Source organism: Pannonibacter sp. Q-1, assembly GCF_054073275.1.
This window is the reverse complement of sequence record NZ_JBSXNB010000007.1, coordinates 164647-182307: the sequence shown is the minus strand read 5'-3', so window position 1 is coordinate 182307 and position 17661 is coordinate 164647. Positions and strand designations below refer to the sequence as shown.

Below are 17661 nucleotides of genomic sequence, written 5' to 3'. Positions count from 1 at the left end.
ATTTTCATCGCAAGGCTGCGGACATGACCTTTCATCCGAACATGGAAAGCCATGTGGAGGGCGTTTCGCCCGTGGATGGCCTGCGCTGGCGGGCCTGGTCCGGCATGCTGGCCGATGTGTGGGATGTGGAGTGCCGGGCCGGGGCGCATGGGCAGTATGTCTCCCCTGCCCCGCGCCTGTTCGTCATGCTGGAGACGGAGAGTGATGCGGCCATCGACCTGATGGTGCATCCGCAGGCGCCGCAGCGCATGACCTTCGACCGGCGCAATCCCATGTGTTTCATCCCCGCCGGACTGCCGGTCTGGTCCTCCATGGGCACGCTCGGGCACCTGCGCCATCTCGACATTCACCTCGATGTGCCGGCCCTTGCCAGCCGCTTTGGCAGCCGGTTTGACCTTGCTGCCCTCAACGCCGCCAGCTTTTCCTTCCGTGACGAGCGCGTGCTGGCGCTGGCCCGCCTCATCGCGCTGGAATGCTGCGAGCCGGGGGATCTGGACGCGCTTTATGCGGACAGTCTGGCGGCGGCGCTTCTGACCGCCCTTGGCAAGGTCAGCCGTGAGCCGGAAAATCCCGCCTCCGGCCTTGCCCCCCGCCGCCTCAACCGGGTGCTGGACCATATGTCCCGCAATTGCAGCCGCAATCTTCCCCTTGCCGAACTGGCCGCCGTGGCGGGGCTTTCCACCTCGCATTTTGCGCAGGCCTTCAAGGTGTCCATGGGCATGCCGCCGCACCGCTGGCAGATGGCGCAGCGGATCGAACGGGTGAAGGCGCTGCTGGAAGAGGGGCATGTCAGCGTGACGGACGCGGCACTGGCAGCAGGCTTTGCCGACCAGTCGCATCTGACCCGCGCCTTCCGCCGCTTTGAAGGCACGACGCCGGGCGCCTGGCTGCGTCAGCGGCTGGGATAATCCATCTTTGCCGGAATTTCGTTCAAGCGATCACAAGATCGGACAATCGCCGCCCGAAAACATGGTCTAGAAACTCATGTTTAGTGGGCTGCGGGGGCGGATGTCCTGCGCGGCGGTGAGTTTGCCGTTAGGAAAAGATAATATGATGCGGGGCGTTTTCCGGGCCAGTCTGCTTGCTGGCGTTGCTGTGACTGCACTTTCCCCTTCCCAGCTGGCTGCCCAGGAGGCGGACGCCAGGGCGACGCAGCTGGCGCCGGTGGTGATCGAAGGCGAAGCGGGCACGGATCAGGACATCAAAGACTACGTTGCCCGCTCGGTTTCCGCCGGCACCAAGACGGATACGCCGCTGACCGAAGTGCCGCAGTCCGTCTCGGTGGTGGGCCGGGAGGAGATCGAGGTGCGCGGCGCGCAGAAGACGGATGAGGCCCTGCGCTACACGGCCGGTGTCTTCGCCCAGCCCTATGGCGCGGACAGCGACACGGACTGGATCTTCATCCGCGGTTTCGATGCCACCCAGACCGGCGCTTATCTCGACGGCATGCCGCTGTTCTTCGAAGGCTATGGCTCCACCCTGGTGGACCCCTACACGCTGGAGCGGATCGAGGTGCTGAAGGGCGCAGCCTCCGTGCTCTATGGCGGCTCCAACCCCGGCGGCCTCGTCAATTACGTGTCGAAACTGCCCACGGGCGAGCGCATCCGCCGGGCCGAGGCGGGCTACAGCAGCTCAGGCAAGGGCTCGGGCTATTCGGCCTTTGATATCGGCGATGCCTTCAACGACCGGTTCGACTACCGCCTCGTGGCCCGGTTTGAAGGCGGCAAGGACTCGGACAAGTTCGACCCGGATTTCAAGGGCGTGATTGCGCCGAGCCTGCGCATCAACATGACCGATGCAACGCGGCTGACGATCCTGGCCAATTACACCGCCGTTGACGAGCGCCACATCCCCGGCACCTGGCTGCCCTATGAGGGCACCGTCACCGAAGCCGCCTTCGGCCGGATCAGCCGGGACTTCAACGCCAGTGAACCGGACTACGACTATTACACCCGCACGCAGGGCTATGTGGGCTATGAGCTGGAGCATGATTTCGGCTCCGGCTGGAGCTTCAGCCAGAAGGCCCGCTACACTCATGTGAACGTGGGCGAGCAGCAGGTGCTGGGGTATGGCTATTACGCTACGCCGGGCTATCTTGGCCGCGGGGCCTTCAAGCAGAACACCAGCATGGATCAGTTCGTGGCCGATACCAGCGTGACGGGCGCGTTCGGCACCGGCCCGTTGGCGCACAAGATGCTGCTTGGCACCGACTACCGCATCTACACCAGCCGTTCCGCTGTCGCCTTCGGATCGGCCGGCTCCATCAGCGTGCTCAATCCGGTCTATGGCCTCGCCGCCCCCAGCGCCACGCTGCCGGCGGAAAGCACGCTGGAACAGCAGCAGGCCGGTTTCTACCTGCAGGACCAGATCCGCTTCGGCGGCGGCTGGATCGTCACGCTGAATGGCCGCTATGACAAGCTGTGGACGGACAACAAGGGCACGCAGAGCCGGGACGGCGCGGCATCGGGCCGGGCGGGCATTGCCTATGAAACCGGCTTTGGCCTGACACCCTATATCAGCGTTGCCACCTTCTTCAATCCGCAGCTCGGCACCACCTTCGGCGGTGAGGCCTTCAAGCCCGAAACCGGCACCCAATATGAGGCGGGCCTCAAATATCAGCCTGGCTTCATGAATGTGCTCTTCACCGCCTCCATCTTCGATCTGACGCGTCAGAACGTGCAGACCGCCGACCCGGTGAACGCCTGGCAATATGTCCAGACCGGCGAAGTGCGCTCGCGCGGCATCGAGCTGGAAGCCAAGGGCGAGATCGCCCGGAACCTCAGGGCCACCCTCGCCTTCACGGCCTATGATCTGGAGATCACGAAGGACAACACCGCCGCCAATGTGGGCAAGGTGCCGCTGGCCGCGCCCGAGGTGCAGGGCTCGTTCTGGCTTGATTACGGCTTTGACGAGCGTTTCTTCAACGGCGCGCTGGATGGCCTGTCCATCGGCGGCGGCCTGCGCTATGTGGGCGAGACCTTCGCCGACAATGCCAATCTCTACAAGGTCCCTGCCGTCACCCTCGCGGATGCCCGCATCGGCTACAAGCGCGACAACTGGGGGCTGGATCTCAACGCCACCAACCTCTTCGACAAGCGCTACGTGTCCGCCTGCAACACCGCCGCTTATTGCTATTACGGCGAGGGCCGGACCCTGAAACTGCGGCTCCACACCACCTGGTAAGGGCGGCCCGGGTATAGGGATCAGAGCGGCGGCATCGAAAGGTGCCGCCTTTTTTATTGAATGATAGCAATATGATAGGGTGAAAACTCTGGTTTTCCAGCTCAGCCGCCGCCCGGACTTTCGCAATTGCGAAGTCTCTGTTGCGCGGCTTTCAATACGGGCGCTTCAGGCTTTGGAATTGGGCGGTGTTTGCAGCGGACTGTCAGTGAGGCTCCAGTTCCTCTCCCCCTTTGAGCTACGGCATGCACCCATCCGTTGCGGACACCGACCGCGTGATGCATCTGATCTGTGGCGAGGACTCTCCGCTCCCCTCCCCCTGGTGGGGAGGGGTAAGGGGTGGGGGGATCTGAGCCCGCAACTAATGAAAGACAGATATTTTCCTGAAGAGGCATTACGAGGGGAATCTATCTGTAATCAATGGATACTCTGCCAGCCGGAAAGGCCTTCCCCCCACCCCTAACCCCTCCCCACGAGGGGGAGGGGGGCTGAAACGCCGTGCCGGAATGACCAGACTGCGGGCTTTCCCCAAGCCGTCGCCGGCTTCAAGCACGATATGTGAATCCGGTAGCCCCTCTTGAGGGGGAGATGTCTGCGTCTGCAGACAGAGGGGGGGAGCGGCGCTTCATCACAGCACCCCCTCTCATATGAGCGGATAGTCCGTTACCCCCCTCTGCCCCCTGCCGGGGGCATCTCCCCCTCAAGGGGGGAGAGGAATTGGTGCCTGACCGGCAGTCCAATGCAAACACTGCCCCACTCGTGGGGAGGGGCGGAGGCGTTCTGCCGGAAAGCAAATGCATCACCCCGGTCCGTTTCAAACATTGTTCGCGCATCCATCACAGATTGTTTCTGGCGCAATCTGCACCCTTCACAAGCCTCGCGCAGGGTTGCCGGAGCATTCAGCGGCAGATCTCTTCGATATGCCCAAATGCGAGGCCCTCAATGTTATTCCGCTTCTTCCCCCTTGCCGCCGCTCTGCTTGTTGCCGGGTGTATCTCTGCCCCGAACCCGGATGCGCCGGCCGACATCAGCGCAAAGCTTGCGGAGATAAAGGACAACCGCGGCATGATCATCGCCAGTCTGCCGTCCCCCGGTGGGAACTTGTACGTCAGGCGGATGGAGGAGGGTGAACTCGTGTCTACGAAAATACATGGAGGGGGCAATAGCGCGGGGTATGACTTTGATCCCGTTTATGTCCTCGATTCCGGCAGGTACGGCATTGTTGGGTATGGATATCCGGGCGGCACTTCCTATCATTTTCACTCGGGTTTCTTCACCCGTGATCTGGACAAGCTGAAGCAAACGCTTAATGCGTCGCGATTTACTGTAGAGGCTGGCGAAATCAAGCATATCGGCTTCATCGAAGTGGTCGAGGTCCCGGCGGCCTACAACTGGTTCAAAGGCGGCAGCCGCTACCGCATGGCCATCCGTGATCTGACGGAGGAGGAAAAGGCCAGAGTGCGCAGGCGCTACCCCGCGATCAGCGACCGGATCAAGTTCGAGAAGGCCAAGGATTCCGTTCTGAGCGAGATTGTCTGCAAACTGAAACCGGCAGATGACAAGGCGCGGGCAGATGCGGCGGCAAAGACGGGGAACGCCCGCAGCAAGCCGGGGGATTTGAAGCCGCTGCCGCCGCGTGACGCAAAGGCCGAGGCTCTCATCGCCCAGATGTGCGGTCCCCGTTAGTCTTTGACGGTCTCGGGCGCGGAGATCTGCCGCCGCCTGAGTGCAGCTTCGCAATTGCGAAGTTTTGGGGGAGAGGATGCCCCTCCCCCTGCCCTTGCCGCTTCAGGCGCGGACCTGAAACTCCGTCATCATGCCGGTCACCAGATGCGGCATGTGGTGGCAGTGGAGCATCCAGCTGGCCGCCTCGCCTGCATCCAGCGCCACCGTCACCATCGCCATGGGCGGCACATAGACCGTGTCGCGCAGCGCGCCCGCAAGGGGCTGGCCGTTGATGGCCACCACCTGGAACACGTGCCCGTGCAGATGCATCGGGTGGCCCATCATCGACATGTTGTGGAAGGTGATTTCCACCCTCTCCCCGCTGAAGGCCTCCAGCGGCTGATGCTGGCCCCAGACGGCGCCATTGAGGGTCCAGACATAGGGCTGCATGGTGCCGCCCAGCATCACCATCATCTGCCGGTCCGCCGGGCGCTGCGGCAAGGGGCTGGCGGCGCGCAACCGGCTTTCCTGCGAAAGGTCCGTGTCGAAGGCGGGTGCCGGTGCCTCCGTCATATCCGGCAGCTTGCTGATGCGGGCGCCTGCGGTGGCAAGGATCAGCCCCGTCTGTTCGCGCGCGCCCTCCCGCCGGGCCAGAATGGGCCAGCTGCCTGATGCGGCGGGCAGATCCAGCTCGATGTCGAGGCGCTGACCCATGGCAAGGCCGAAGCGGCTGCCCGCCAGCGGCGCCACCGGATCGCCGTCCACGGCGGTGAGCCGCCCGGCCAGCGCGCCGGTTTCGATCCAGAACACGGTGGCGGCTGCGGCATTGATGATGCGCAGGCGTATCCGTCCGCCCTTTTCCACCTGCACCACCTGCGGGTCGTCCAGCGTCCGGTCATTGGCGAGATAGGCGTCCCAGTCATGGTCGTTGAGGTCCATGCCCGCCATCTGCGCGCCGGACATGTCCATTCCGCCCTGCCCGTTTGCAGCAGCGTGCCCGGCGTGGGCGCCGTGCGCTGCGTGGCCCGCTGCGGCCGCGCCATGGCTGCCGTGCCCGTGCCCGTGCCCGTGCCCATGCCCATGCGCATCACCATGCCCGCCGCCGTGTCCCGCGCCGATGGCGGCCATCACTTCTTCCGGGCTCTGGAAGGAAAAGTCATGCAGCAGCATCACCACGTCCTGCCGGTCCTCCTGCATCTCAGCCGCGCTGCGCACGATCAGCGGGGCGGCCAGAAGCTGCATCTCCTGAAAGGGAATGTGGCTGTGCATCCAGAAGGTGCCCGTGCGCGGGGCAAAGTCATAGGCGCGGCTCTCGCCCGGCCGCAGCGCGGGCAGTGGCATGTCCGGCACGCCGTCCTGTTCGTTGGGCGGGATTTGGCCGTGCCAGTGGATCAGGGTTGGCTCGTCCAGCCCGTTGGTCAGGTTCACCTGAAACCGCTGGCCGGCGTCCAGCGTCAGGCCGGGGCCGGACGGCCCCTCCAGCCCGAGCACCGTGGCGGCACGGCCCTTCACCTCCAGCGTGCGTTTGACCGCGCGCAAGGGCAGGGGGCTTGTGCCGGTTTGTGTGGCCGCAAGGATCGGGCTGGCAGGCAGCATTGCATAGGCCGCAAGGGCGGCGCCGCCCTGCAGCAGGGCGCGTCTTGTCGTGATCATGAGTATCTCTCCACGGGATGAGGCATCCCTTATGTTGAATGGCCAGCAGTTCCGGCCGGTTCAGGCGGAGAGAGCGCGGGGCGGCTGTAGCGGCGGCGCGGCGCCGGTGGGGGAGGGGAGACGCACGGAGGTGCCCTCATGCGTTTGCATGGGCACAGAGGGCAGGGCGGCAGGCTGGGCCGGAAGGGCGAAGGGGGCGAGCAGAAGGCAAATGCTGGCGCAGGCGGCAAGGCTGGCCGGATCATCAACGGCGGCTCTGTCTTCATGGCCACCCGCGTGCCCTGCCTGCGCATGGTCCATGGCGGCCATGGCCATCCGGTGATGCTGTCCGGAGGGTTTCCCATCCTGCGCCATGCCATGGGCCAGCGCCACCAGCGGCGAAAGCACCAGTGCGGCAGCAAGAAGCAGGTTCATCACCAAGCGCAGCATGACAGCACGATAGGGCAGGGGCGGGGGCAAAGTCCAGCACTCGGGCCTTCACGATGCCGTGGACCGTGCCGTGCCATCCGGAGCCCTGCAGGGAAAAAACTCAAGGCGTCCGGCGGGCCTGGCACCTCAGACTGCTGACAAATCTTCAGCCTCTCCATCGTCATCCTCGGCCTTGTGCCGAGGATCTATACAAATCAAAGGCTTGTAGATGGCCGGGACTCGCCCGGCCATGACGAAAGAGGAGAACTCTTGCTTTGTCATCGCCTCGAGGCGCCCGGCGGGCCGGGCGCCTTCTGTTCGCAAGAGGATGGTTAATCAACCGTTAATCAGCGGATCTCGGTCACCGGCCGCGGCGTTGCTGCCGTTTCTGCCGGAAGGATCGGGACCGTTATCACGGGCTGCTTGCCGGTCAGGCTGTCGAGGAAGGCGACGAGCTGCGCCGTTTCTTCCGGCTTTAGCGCTTCGCCGAGCTGGCTTTCGGCCATGATCTCGACCGCCACCGACAGATCCCAGACCTTGCCCGAATGGAAGTAGGGCGCGGTCAGGGCAATGTTGCGCAGCGGCGAGGCGCGGAAGACATATTCATCGCCCACCGTCTCGGTCACGGCAAAGCGGCCCTTGTCGCCGGGGGGCAGGATTTCCGAACCCGGCTTCTCGATCAGGCCGAAGGGATAGTAGCCGTGTCCGCCCACATTGACCCCCGAATGGCAGGCCGAGCAGCCCTTGTCGATGAAGAGCTCCAGCCCGGCCCTGGCTTCCTGCGTCAGGGCGTTGTCATCGCCGTTCAGCCAGGCATCAAAGGGGGCAGGGGTGATCAGCGTCGCTTCAAAGGCCTCGATGGCCTTGGCCATATTGTCGAAGCTGACAGCATCCGCGTCGCCGGGGAAGGCAGCCTTGAACTGGCTGACATAGGCGGGCATGGAGTTCAGCGTCGCCACCACCTGATCGGGGGTGTTGGCCATTTCGACACCGGCCTGGATCGGCCCCTTGGCCTGTGCGGCCAGGTCTTCCGCGCGGCCATCCCAGAACTGGGCCTCGTTGAGCACCGCATTCAGTACGGTGGGGGAGTTGCGCGGGCCCTTCTGCCAGCCGTGGCCGACCGAGGTCTCCATGTTGTCATCGCCGCCCGTTGCCAGATTGTGGCAGGAGTAGCAGGAGAAGACCCCCGAAGCCGACAGGCGCGGATCAAAGAACAGCGCCTTGCCGAGTTCGATCTTCTCCGGCGTGACGATATTGTCTTTCAGCGCCGGAATGGTGGAGGGCAGGGGCTTGAAGATTTCGAGTGCCGTCTGCCGCAAGTCATCGGCATAAGCAGCGCCGGACAGCAGCACCATGGCGAGCATGGCGGCGGGTAAACTACGCGTCATCGTTATTCTCCGCAGTTTGGAACCCCTCCAGAAACAAGCTACGTTGACGCCACGCAGACCTGTTTGACCTCGGTCAATTCTGGAGCGATTCCAAACCGCTTTCCCTCACCGCGCGCCTTCGCCCCGGATCAGCGACTGGGCGGTGTAGACGAGAATGGCCGCGCCGACGGCGCCGAGCACGGCAACGCCGAGCAGGACGATGATATCCACCGGGCCGCCCATGTCGCGCATGTGCGAGCTGGTGACGCCCAGCACGAACCAGACCGCCGCCACCGCGCCGAAGGGCATGGAAACCTGTGCCCAGAGGAACTTGCGCATGGAGAGCGCCCGGTCCCGGATCAGCACATAGAGATAGGCGGCGGTGATGAGGCCGGCCACGATGACCATCACCCAGAACAGGCCGCGGCCGAAGATTTCCTCGAAAACGGCGAGGAGAGTTCCAAACGTCAGTTCCTTCATGATGTCTCCTCCCTCAGGCCTTGCCGCGCAGCATGGCGTTATAGGTTGCCTTCAGCGCCACTTCCTTCATCAGCCAGCTGATCCACAGTTCCTCCAGCGGCGCGATCAGGCCGGGGAAGGAGGGAACCAGATTGTCGCGGTAGTCGAATTCCACCAGCATGGCCCGGCCAACACGGGTGATCAGCGGGCAGGAGGTGTAGCCGTCGTAGGTGGCGGTGCCTTCCTTGCCGGAAATGGCGGCGACGAGATGGTCCTCCACCACGGGCGTCTGCCATTTCACGGAAGCCGCCGTCTTGCCTTTCGGCACGCCGGCGACGTCGCCAAGGGCGAAGATCTCGGGAAAACGCAGGTGGCGCAGGGTCTTCTGGTCGCATTCCACCCAGCCCTGATCCGTCCACTTGTCGGGCCAGGACAGGCCGGAAGAGCGGATGAACTGCGGCGCCCGCTGCGGCGGGATCACATGCAGGTAGTCGTAGGGCATCTCATGCTGCGAGGTGACATTTTCCCCCGTTGCCGGGTCCTTCGCGGTGACGGCAAAGGTGGCCAGCTTGCGGCCCGGGTCCACCTTCTTCAGCACATGGCTGTGATGGGTCTTGATGCCCCGCTCGCCAAAGAGCATGCGCACCTTTTCCGAGACGATGGGCACGGAGAAAAGCGCGTTGTTATGGGCGGCATAGTGGATTTCATACTTGCCGCGGCCCGCACCGCGGCTGGCGATGTCGTCGATCAGGAACGTGTGCTTCAGCGGTGCGCCTGCGCATTTCATTTCCGTCGCCGGGCGGGTGAAGAGGCCGATGCCGCCCTTTTCAGTAAAGGTGGAGGCTGCCGCCCATGTGCGCGCCGCATAGTCCGGCCCGGCATAAAGGGCGCCGATGCCGTCCTTGCCGACCAGATCCAGCGAAAAGCCCTCGATGGCGTCGTGATCCAGCATCAGGCCGGGGGCGAGCACGAGGAAGTCATAGGCAACCGTCTGCCCGCCGGTGGTGGAGACCACCTTCGACAGCGGATCAACGGCAGCGGCCGTGTCCGTGATCAGGGTGATGCCCTTCGGCAGCCAGTCGCTGGTGCGCGAAACCGTGTAGGAGGCGGGCTTCAGCCCGGCGGCGACGAGCGACAGGCCCGGCTGGTAGATGTGCTCGGCGCGGGCGTCGATGATGGTGATGCTGGCGCCGTTCAGCCGCTCCACCAGCCGGTTGGCGAGGGCCGTGCCCGCAGCCCCTGCACCGATGATGACGATGCGGGCCTTGGTGCTGACCGGCTGTGCCCTGCCGGGCGCGGCCAGAACGGCTGTGGCCCCGGCGGCACCCGCCAGCCCCATGAAGCTGCGGCGGCTCAGTGTGAAATGCTTGTTTTTGCTCATGTTCCCCCCTTTTTACCAAGGCGTCTGAGATGCAGGCGCATCACGCCTTGAAACTGCTCATACGCCGCACGGGCTTGTTCAGTCCGGACTTCCGCCCGGTATGAACCTCACTCAGGCACGCAGATGGTGCCGCTTCTGATTGCCCCTGCCGTCCTCCAGACAAGGCCAATGACCACCATGGTGAGCAGGGCCAGAAGCCCGGCACCGATGATTTTATGAGCCAGCGAAGCAACTGCGCCCGCATAGCCGAAGCTGGCAATCGCAAGGGCGGCCAGCGGAAAGGAAAGCGCCCACCAGGACAGGGCAAATGGCATGTTACGCAGCCTGCCGGCCTGCGTGGTGACCACCAGCGCAAAGACATAGGCAGAGCTCAGCAGGAAGTGGCCGAAATGGCCCGGCTCACCTGTCAGCCGCAGCCAGGCGGTGAAGGCAACGGCGGGCGGCGCGACGAGGATCATCAGCGTCGGCACCATCTTGCCGGGCAGGGGATCGTGGAACATCAGCCGGTTCATCACCAGCGTCAGCAGCACGATCCAGAAGATCAGCCCGCCGGAAAAGAACAGCCAGGACAGTTCCATGTAGCCAAGCCGGGCTCCGGCCAGCGGCACCACCACATTGCCCACCGCCGGAATGAACCAGGCGGGCGTCAGGGTCTGGTGCTGGAAGGGGCGGTGGCCGATCCAGGCGGAGACGACCGACAGCGCCAGCACGCCCTGCAGGGCCGTGGCGGGCAGCCAGATGGCCGTGGCGATGAGGGGGGCCGGCTCGGCAAGGGCAGCGGCGAGCAGCAGCAGCGAGATGGGAATGGCCGGAAAGAAGGCGATGCGCACCGGGTGGCGCCATTCGGCGGCCACATCGGCGCTATGGCGCAGCAGCTTTGCCCCATAGAACAGGCTGACAACCGCAAGCCCTGCAATGGACAGCGCCAGCAGCATGCCGGAGACCTGATGCGGCCAGCCAAAGGCGGCCTCTGCGGCACGCCAGGCCAGCGTCAGGCCCATCATGCCCATGCCCGTGGCGAAAAAGGTGATGGGAAAATGCTCCAGCCGTGAATGCTTCACGCTGGCAACGGCAGTCTCGTCCATATCCGGCCCCTCTGTGCCTCAAGCTGAATGGTGTCAGCACAAGGCGAACTCATATTTTCAAAATATCGAAAATAAAAGCAAGTCCGTCAAAATGCGAAGGTTTGCCGCAGGGCTAGAATTCAAGGGGCAGGACGATATCGAGATCCTGACTGCCGCCGGCGGGATCCCACGGGGCCGTGCGGTAGAACTCGTAGCCGCCGTTGCTGTCGGGTGCGAAGGCTTCGCCGGTCTGGTTGATCCAGTCGATGCTGATCCAGGCATAGGTGGCCAGAACGAGGTCATAGCTCCCGGTATGGCGGATGTTGACGTAGCGCCCTTCCGGAAAGACATGCGGGTAAAGGCCGGTGCCGGACCAGTCCTGCCCCGTGTCGATCACCGCGCAGTCATGCCGGTAAAGGCCGGGGGGCGTGATCATGGGGGAGTCGAAAAAGATGCTGACGGGCTGCAGGTCCTCGCGGAACAGCCCCTTGTCCCGCAGATAGGCCTTGAACTGCTGCCAATGCTCTTGAAACTGCGGCATGGGGCCATGAAACCGCATGGCCAGCAGCCTGACCGGCTGGCGCCGCTGGGTCACCACAGGCACGGCAGGCGGAGCAGCTATGCCCGAGGCCGCCGGCAGCAGCTTCTGTGCCTTCTGGCGGAACTCCGAAGGCACGGATCCGAACTGGGTGAAAAAGCCGCGGACAAAGGCTTCATGGCTGGAGTAGCCCGCATCAAAGGCAATGCGGGTGATGGGAAGCTGGCTCATCTGCAGGTTCATCGCAGCCCGGTCCAGCCGGATACGGCGCATATAGGCCGAAGGGCTCTCCCCCATCACATCCTGAAAGACGCGCTGAAAATGGAAGGGGCTGAGGCCCGCGTCGGCGGCCACATCCTCCAGCACGATCCGTCCGGCGGGCGTGCGCTCGAGAAAGCGGACGGCACGGGCAATGCGCGGGTCCTCCAGCATCACAGGGGGGAATACGGTGCGCTTCTGCCCCTTCTCTGTCGGCCAGCCCGCCGTGAGGAGCTGCTCGTCGCGGATTGCCTCTTCCAGTGTTTTCAATGGGTTCACTTTCGCCTCAAGCCGTTGGTGCCGCTCTGCCCAACACCGGAAGGGATACAGCAATTGCTGAAAATAGACGGCAGGAATGGTCTTCTGATCACAGTGCAGTCATGGCTGTTCCCAGGCTTGTGCCGCTGCGTTGATACCGCAAGAAATATCAAGCACTGTCCACTCCAGTGATGCTACCTGAACGGGCAACGTATCCGGATCAGGTGGACCATGCAGCATCGATTTTTTCTCCTGCGCTCGAAGCAGGCATGGTCTGCAGCCTCGCTGACGCTGGTATTGGGCGTGTTTCCGGCCCAGGCGCAGAACCTTTCCGGGACCGGCACAGCCGATGTTTCCGCCGGACAGACGTGGGTCAGCAATGCTGACAATAGCAGCACCGTCTGGAGCGGCACCCTTCAGGGCGCAGGGAACTTTGAAAAGGCCGGCACCGGCACGCTGACTTTCTCCGGCACGAACACCTACACCGGCACTACGACGGTCAGCGGCGGAACGCTGGTAATCTCTAATGGCCTTGCCATTTATGACCATGGCCAAGTGATCGTAAGTGGCGGGGCGACGCTTCAGGTCGACACTGGCGAGAATGTAGGATCGCTTTCGGGAAGCGGCAGCGTCGTTCTCAATGGTGCTCTGGCCACTAACAATAACGATTCCACATCGTTCTCCGGCAACCTGTCCGGACCTTCAACACTGATCAAGCGCGGTACTGGTACACTTACATTATCCGGAACCAACACCAATGGCGGCGGCATCTCGGTCGACGCCGGCCATGTTATCCTCTCCGGCGGCAATGCGGTGGCTGATACTGCGGCGCTGACCCTGATTGGCGGCACGGCCGAATTGCAGAGCAGCGAAACGGTTGGTTCCCTGTCGGGGACGAGCAACCTCAATCTCAACGCCAACACCCTGACGGTCGGCGGCACCGGCGTTTCGGCCTATTCCGGCGTCATTTCGGGCAGCGGCGCGCTGGTCAAGAGCGGCACAGGCACGCTGACGCTGTCCGGCAGCAACACCTACGGCGGGACGACGACAGTCTCCGGCGGCACCCTGTCCGTTGCATCGGACGGCAACCTTGGGGCCGGGGCGCTGGTTCTGAACGGTGGCACGCTGGCCGTCACCGGCGCCACGGCGATCGACAATGCCGTCACCCTCGGGGCCAGTTCCGGCACCGTTGATACCGTCAGCAATGCGGTGACGTTCAGCGGCACCATCAGCGGCGGCGGCTCCCTCACCAAGACCGGCGCCGGGACGCTGACCCTGTCCGGCACCAGCAGCTACACCGGCACGACAACCATTGCTGCGGGTACGCTTCTCGTTGCGGCAAGCGGTGCGCTGGCCAATGACTCCACCTATGAGGTTGCCTCCGGTGCAACGTTGCAGACGGCTGACGGCGTCACCAATCAGATCCGTGGCCTCTCCGGTACCGGCGATGTCGTTCTGGGCAATGGCACTCTGACGGTTGCCGTTGCGGATACCGTCACCAACACCTTCTCGGGTACCATCTCGGGCACCGGAACTTTTGCAAAGGGTGGTCTTGGCATCCTCGTTCTGACCGGGGCCAGCAACGCGGTAGATGCTGATCTGAGGATGTCAGGCGGCATCCTGGAGTTTGACGGCGGCACCTTCACCGCAGGCGGTGACTTCATCATGAACGCCGGACAATTCCACATCAAAAATGGCGGCAGCCTGACCTCACAGATGTTCGTTGTTGAAGGCGTCATGGAAGTCTCCGGCGGTTCGACCGTCACCGCCAATGACTACACGCAGATTGGCGTGACCGGAAATTCGACCCTGACGATTGCCGGCGGGCAGATGGAGAGCAAGGGCCAGGCCCAGATTCTCGGGCTGTCCGGCAGCTCTGTCACCGTGTCCGGCAGTACCGGCAGCTGGACCATTGCCGACAAGCTGACCATCGGCATCGGGCAGGGCGGCACGAACAACCTGACCGTTGTGGATGGCGGCACGGTGGCGGTCACCAACGGCATTTCCGTGGACGAGTACAGCGCCATCCGGCTTGGCACCGGCGGGCAGACCGGCACGCTGACGGCAGCATTCATCGACAGCGCAGGATCCATTGAGGCAAACTTCACCGGCAGCCTCAGCCTCGACATGCCCATCAGCGGTACCGGCACTCTGGCCAAGAGCGAGGCCGGGACGCTGACCTTGTCCGGCGCGAACACCTACACCGGTGCGACGGCCGTCTCCGGCGGCACGCTTCAGGTTGAAGGCTCGCTCGGCAACACGGCTGTGAGCATCGCATCCGGTGCCACGCTTGGCGGCAGCGGCAGCATTGGCGGCACGGTGACGGTGCTGAATGGCGGCAACCTCAACCCCGGCAGCAGCCCCGGCACGCTGACGGTTGGCAGCCTTGTGCTGAATGACTCCAGCCTGCTCAATTTCGAGCTGGACACGCCGGGCGTCGTGGGAAGCGGCGTCAACGATCTGGTGTCCGTCACCAATGGCCTGACGCTCGACGGCATTCTCAACATCATCACGGGCAGCAACTTCGGCACGGGCACCTACCGGCTGTTCGACTACGGCACGCTGACGGCGGACAACGGGCTGGTGTTCGGCGATGTGCCTGCGGGCTACGAACTCACCTTCTCTCTGGCCACGCCGGGAGAGGTGAACCTCGTCGCCGATTACACCGGCCTGCAGTTCTGGAACGGCGGGCAGACTACGGCGAACAACGCCGTCAACGGCGGCTCCGGCACATGGGACAGCAGCACCACCAACTGGACCAGCCAGGCTGGCAATGTCGCCACGAGCTGGGCCGGCCTGACGGCGGTCTTTGCCGGCGCCACGGGCGGCACGGTCACCGTGTCGGGCACCCAGACCGTGGCAGGCCTGCAATTCGCCACGGATGGCTACACGCTGTCAGGCACGGGCCAGCTTGAGGCAGGCTCCGGCGGCCTGGAGCTGCGCATCGACACTGGCCTGACGGCCACCATCGCAACCGGCATCAGCGGCTCCGGCGCCGTCAGCAAGACGGGTGTGGGCACCATCGTCCTGTCGGGCAGCAACAGCTACACCGGCGGCACGTTGCTGAATGCGGGCACGCTGTCGGTCTCTGGCGATCAGAACCTCGGCGGCACGAATGGCAGCCTCACCTTCAATGGCGGCACGCTGGCCACGACGGCCAACATGTCTTCCAGCCGCACGATGGTCTTCAACAGTGCCGGCCGGTTTGATGTGGCAACCGGGGAGGATCTGCAGTTGACCGGTACGCTCACCGGTTCCGGCGGACTTGTGAAGTCGGGCAGCGGCGCGCTCTATCTGACCGGCACCAGCAGCTATTCCGGCGGCACCACCATTTCCGCCGGCACGCTGCAGGTGGGCGACGGCCACAGCTCCGGCTCGCTCGGGGCTGGCAATGTCACGAACAATGGCGCGCTGGTGTTCAACCGCGCGGATGTGGTGACCTTCGCCGGGGACATAAGCGGTACCGGCACGCTGGAACAGGCGGGCAGCGGCACGCTGGTGATCACCGGCCGGGTGGATCTCTCGGGCGCAACCCTCATTTCGTCCGGCACGCTGCAGATCGGCGATGGCGGCACCAGTGGTGAAGTCACCGGCGCCATCGTCAACAACGGCCAGCTGATCTTCAACCGGTCCGATAGCTACACGGTGTCCAGCACTGTCAGCGGTTCGGGCAGCATCGACTTCACGGGCGGCGGCCAGGCGCAGTTCGAGGGCAGTTTCGCAGGCTCCACCTCCGTCATCGACGCGCAGCTAGTGCTGGACGGTACAGGTCTGACGGGCACACAGGTGTCCGTGGGCGGTGGCACCGGGCAGACCGGTATTCTCGGGGGCAATGGCACCATCGCCAGCCTGACCGTCCTGTCCGGGGGCATTGTTGCACCGGGCAATTCCATCGGCACCATCAACGTGGCCGGGCCCGTGTCCTTCGCGGCAGGCTCCGTCTATGAGGTGGAGGTGAATGCCAATGGCACGTCCGACCGTGTAATCGCCACGGGCACGGTGACCATCGACAGCGGCGCATCCGTGCGCGTGCTGGCCGAAAGCGGCAGCTATTCCGCCTCCACCACCTACACCATCCTGAGTGGTTCCAGCGTGTCGGGCAGCTTCGATCCGCTGGTCAGCACCAACTTCGCCTTCCTTGACGCAGCGCTCAGCTATTCGGCGACGGATGTGCTGCTGACGCTGACCCGCAACGACATCAGCTTTGCCGAACTGGGCCTCACGCCCAACGAGATCGCTGCGGCCTCGGGGCTTGAGAGCCTGTCCAATGCGTCTGAGCTGAAAGATGCAGTGACCGGCCTGTCGGCAGACGGCGCCCGCACTGCCTTCAATCAGGTCTCGGGCGAAGCGCATGCTTCCGCCGCCGGGCAGATGCTGGAAGACAGCGCCATCCTGCGCGGCACAGCCCTCAAGCGCCTGACGCAGGAAGCGTTCGACCGGCGGTTCGAGGGCGGCGACCTTGCCTTCGAAGGCACGCGCATCTGGGGTGAGGCGCTCGGCAGCTTCGGCCGGGCGCGGGCGGCGGACACGGCCTTCGGCTTCAGCCGCAACATGGGTGGTCTGGTTGCGGGCATCGAGGCGCGGCCAACGGACAACGTGATGGCCGGCATCATGGCCGGTTACACGGGCAGTTATCTGGACAGCAAGCCGCTTGGCTCCAGCGCAACCGTGACGGCCTATCATGCAGGCGTTTACGGCAGCTATGACTTTGCCGCCACGGACTGGGGCGCTGTGTCGCTGCGTGGTGGTGCCAGCTACAGCTGGCAGGATGTCTCCACCCGGCGCAACGTCAACTTCGCCAGCATCTCGCAGCAGTTGAAGGCGGATTACGGCGTGTCGCAGGTGCAGGGCTTCGGCGAGCTGGCCTATGGCCACATGTTCAGCGGCGTGATGGAGGGCGCCTTCGTGGAAGGCTTCACCGGCCTTGCGTTGGTGCATCAGGACGGGGCCAAGTTCACGGAAGCCGGCGGCAGTGCGGCGCTGACCGTGCGCGGCAAGGCGATGGAAACCGCCTTCTCCACCGTGGGTGTGCGCGGTGCGGTGCAGACCGGGGTTCAGGGCATTCCGGTCAAGCTGACGGGTGAGTTCGTCTGGCGCCATGCCTTCGGCGATGTTGCGGCAACCCAGACCATGGTTCTGGCCGGTGGCAACCCGTTCGCCATCCGTGGCCGGGCGCTGGACCGGGATGCGCTGCTGATCGGTACGGGCGTTTCGATGACGATGACGGAAAAACTGGACCTCACGCTCGCCTATCAGGGCGAACTGGCGGCCAAAGCCACCGACCACAGCGTCAAGGGCAGCTTCCGCCTGCGCTTCTGAGCCTTCCGCAAGCCCGATATCCAGAACCGCCCGGATGCCCGCCATCCGGGCGGTTTTTCTTTGCGCTGGTGGAAAGCCCGGTCCGGCGGGTGTCATCGTCGCGCCATATTT

The 17661-nt window shown here is 64.2% G+C and carries 11 protein-coding genes; 4 read left to right on the top strand and 7 right to left on the bottom strand.

Annotation, left to right across the window (positions count from 1 at the left end):
* Nucleotides 1-23: 23 nt before the first annotated feature.
* The 3 genes from ACVNHC_RS19355 (at nt 24) to ACVNHC_RS19345 (ending at nt 4866) form a co-directional block, all read left to right on the top strand.
* Complete coding sequence (locus ACVNHC_RS19355) at nt 24-908, top strand: AraC family transcriptional regulator (RefSeq protein ID WP_374631294.1); 885 nt, start codon at nt 24-26, stop codon at nt 906-908.
* A 187-nt stretch (nt 909-1095) separates the two neighbouring features.
* Nucleotides 1096-3183, top strand: coding sequence for a TonB-dependent siderophore receptor (locus tag ACVNHC_RS19350; RefSeq protein ID WP_457168825.1), 2088 nt, complete (start codon nt 1096-1098; stop codon nt 3181-3183).
* A 939-nt stretch (nt 3184-4122) separates the two neighbouring features.
* Nucleotides 4123-4866, top strand: coding sequence for a hypothetical protein (locus tag ACVNHC_RS19345; protein WP_457168823.1), 744 nt, complete (start codon nt 4123-4125; stop codon nt 4864-4866).
* 102 nt (nt 4867-4968) lie between these two features.
* Here the strand turns inward: ACVNHC_RS19345 and ACVNHC_RS19340 are convergent, their stop codons facing one another.
* From ACVNHC_RS19340 to ACVNHC_RS19310, 7 genes are all read right to left on the bottom strand, one after another.
* Entirely contained in the window at nt 4969-6498 is a 1530-nt protein-coding gene (locus tag ACVNHC_RS19340; protein WP_457168821.1) for a multicopper oxidase family protein, read from the bottom strand.
* A gap of 60 nt (nt 6499-6558) precedes the next feature.
* The gene (locus tag ACVNHC_RS19335; RefSeq protein ID WP_457168819.1) at nt 6559-6912 is read right to left on the bottom strand and encodes a hypothetical protein; all 354 of its coding nucleotides are present in this window, start codon (nt 6910-6912) and stop codon (nt 6559-6561) included.
* A gap of 341 nt (nt 6913-7253) precedes the next feature.
* Entirely contained in the window at nt 7254-8270 is a 1017-nt protein-coding gene (locus tag ACVNHC_RS19330) for a cytochrome-c peroxidase (protein WP_099052182.1), read from the bottom strand.
* Between the two features lie 129 nt (nt 8271-8399).
* Nucleotides 8400-8753: a DUF5368 domain-containing protein gene (locus ACVNHC_RS19325; RefSeq protein WP_050473713.1), complete on the bottom strand. Its 354-nt coding sequence runs from the start codon at nt 8751-8753 to the stop codon at nt 8400-8402.
* Nucleotides 8754-8766: 13 nt separating this feature from the next.
* Nucleotides 8767-10113 carry an NAD(P)/FAD-dependent oxidoreductase gene (locus ACVNHC_RS19320; RefSeq protein WP_457168817.1) on the bottom strand — a complete coding sequence of 449 codons (1347 nt, stop codon included), beginning with the start codon at nt 10111-10113 and terminating at the stop codon, nt 8767-8769.
* Between the two features lie 107 nt (nt 10114-10220).
* The gene (locus ACVNHC_RS19315; RefSeq protein WP_457168815.1) at nt 10221-11198 is read right to left on the bottom strand and encodes an SLAC1 anion channel family protein; all 978 of its coding nucleotides are present in this window, start codon (nt 11196-11198) and stop codon (nt 10221-10223) included.
* A 112-nt stretch (nt 11199-11310) separates the two neighbouring features.
* Nucleotides 11311-12252, bottom strand: coding sequence for an AraC family transcriptional regulator (locus tag ACVNHC_RS19310; RefSeq protein ID WP_457168813.1), 942 nt, complete (start codon nt 12250-12252; stop codon nt 11311-11313).
* 210 nt (nt 12253-12462) lie between these two features.
* On the opposite strand from ACVNHC_RS19310, the gene ACVNHC_RS19305 reads away from it, so the two are divergent.
* Nucleotides 12463-17550 (top strand): autotransporter domain-containing protein, encoded by a 5088-nt coding sequence (locus tag ACVNHC_RS19305; protein ID WP_457168811.1) that lies wholly within the window; start codon nt 12463-12465, stop codon nt 17548-17550.
* The last annotated feature ends 111 nt before the right edge of the window (nt 17551-17661 follow it).

Bases quoted from the DNA above. Each gene is read 5' to 3' on its own strand.
- ACVNHC_RS19355 (WP_374631294.1), top strand. From the start codon at position 24: ATGACCTTTCATCCGAACATGGAAAGCCATGTGGAGGGCGTTTCGCCC.
- ACVNHC_RS19345 (WP_457168823.1), top strand. From the start codon at position 4,123: ATGTTATTCCGCTTCTTCCCCCTTGCCGCCGCTCTGCTTGTTGCCGGG.
- ACVNHC_RS19340 (WP_457168821.1), bottom strand. From the start codon at position 6,498: ATGATCACGACAAGACGCGCCCTGCTGCAGGGCGGCGCCGCCCTTGCG.
- ACVNHC_RS19335 (WP_457168819.1), bottom strand. From the start codon at position 6,912: ATGAACCTGCTTCTTGCTGCCGCACTGGTGCTTTCGCCGCTGGTGGCG.
- ACVNHC_RS19330 (WP_099052182.1), bottom strand. From the start codon at position 8,270: ATGCTCGCCATGGTGCTGCTGTCCGGCGCTGCTTATGCCGATGACTTG.
- ACVNHC_RS19325 (WP_050473713.1), bottom strand. From the start codon at position 8,753: ATGAAGGAACTGACGTTTGGAACTCTCCTCGCCGTTTTCGAGGAAATC.
- ACVNHC_RS19320 (WP_457168817.1), bottom strand. From the start codon at position 10,113: ATGAGCAAAAACAAGCATTTCACACTGAGCCGCCGCAGCTTCATGGGG.
- ACVNHC_RS19315 (WP_457168815.1), bottom strand. From the start codon at position 11,198: ATGGACGAGACTGCCGTTGCCAGCGTGAAGCATTCACGGCTGGAGCAT.
- ACVNHC_RS19305 (WP_457168811.1), top strand. From the start codon at position 12,463: ATGCAGCATCGATTTTTTCTCCTGCGCTCGAAGCAGGCATGGTCTGCA.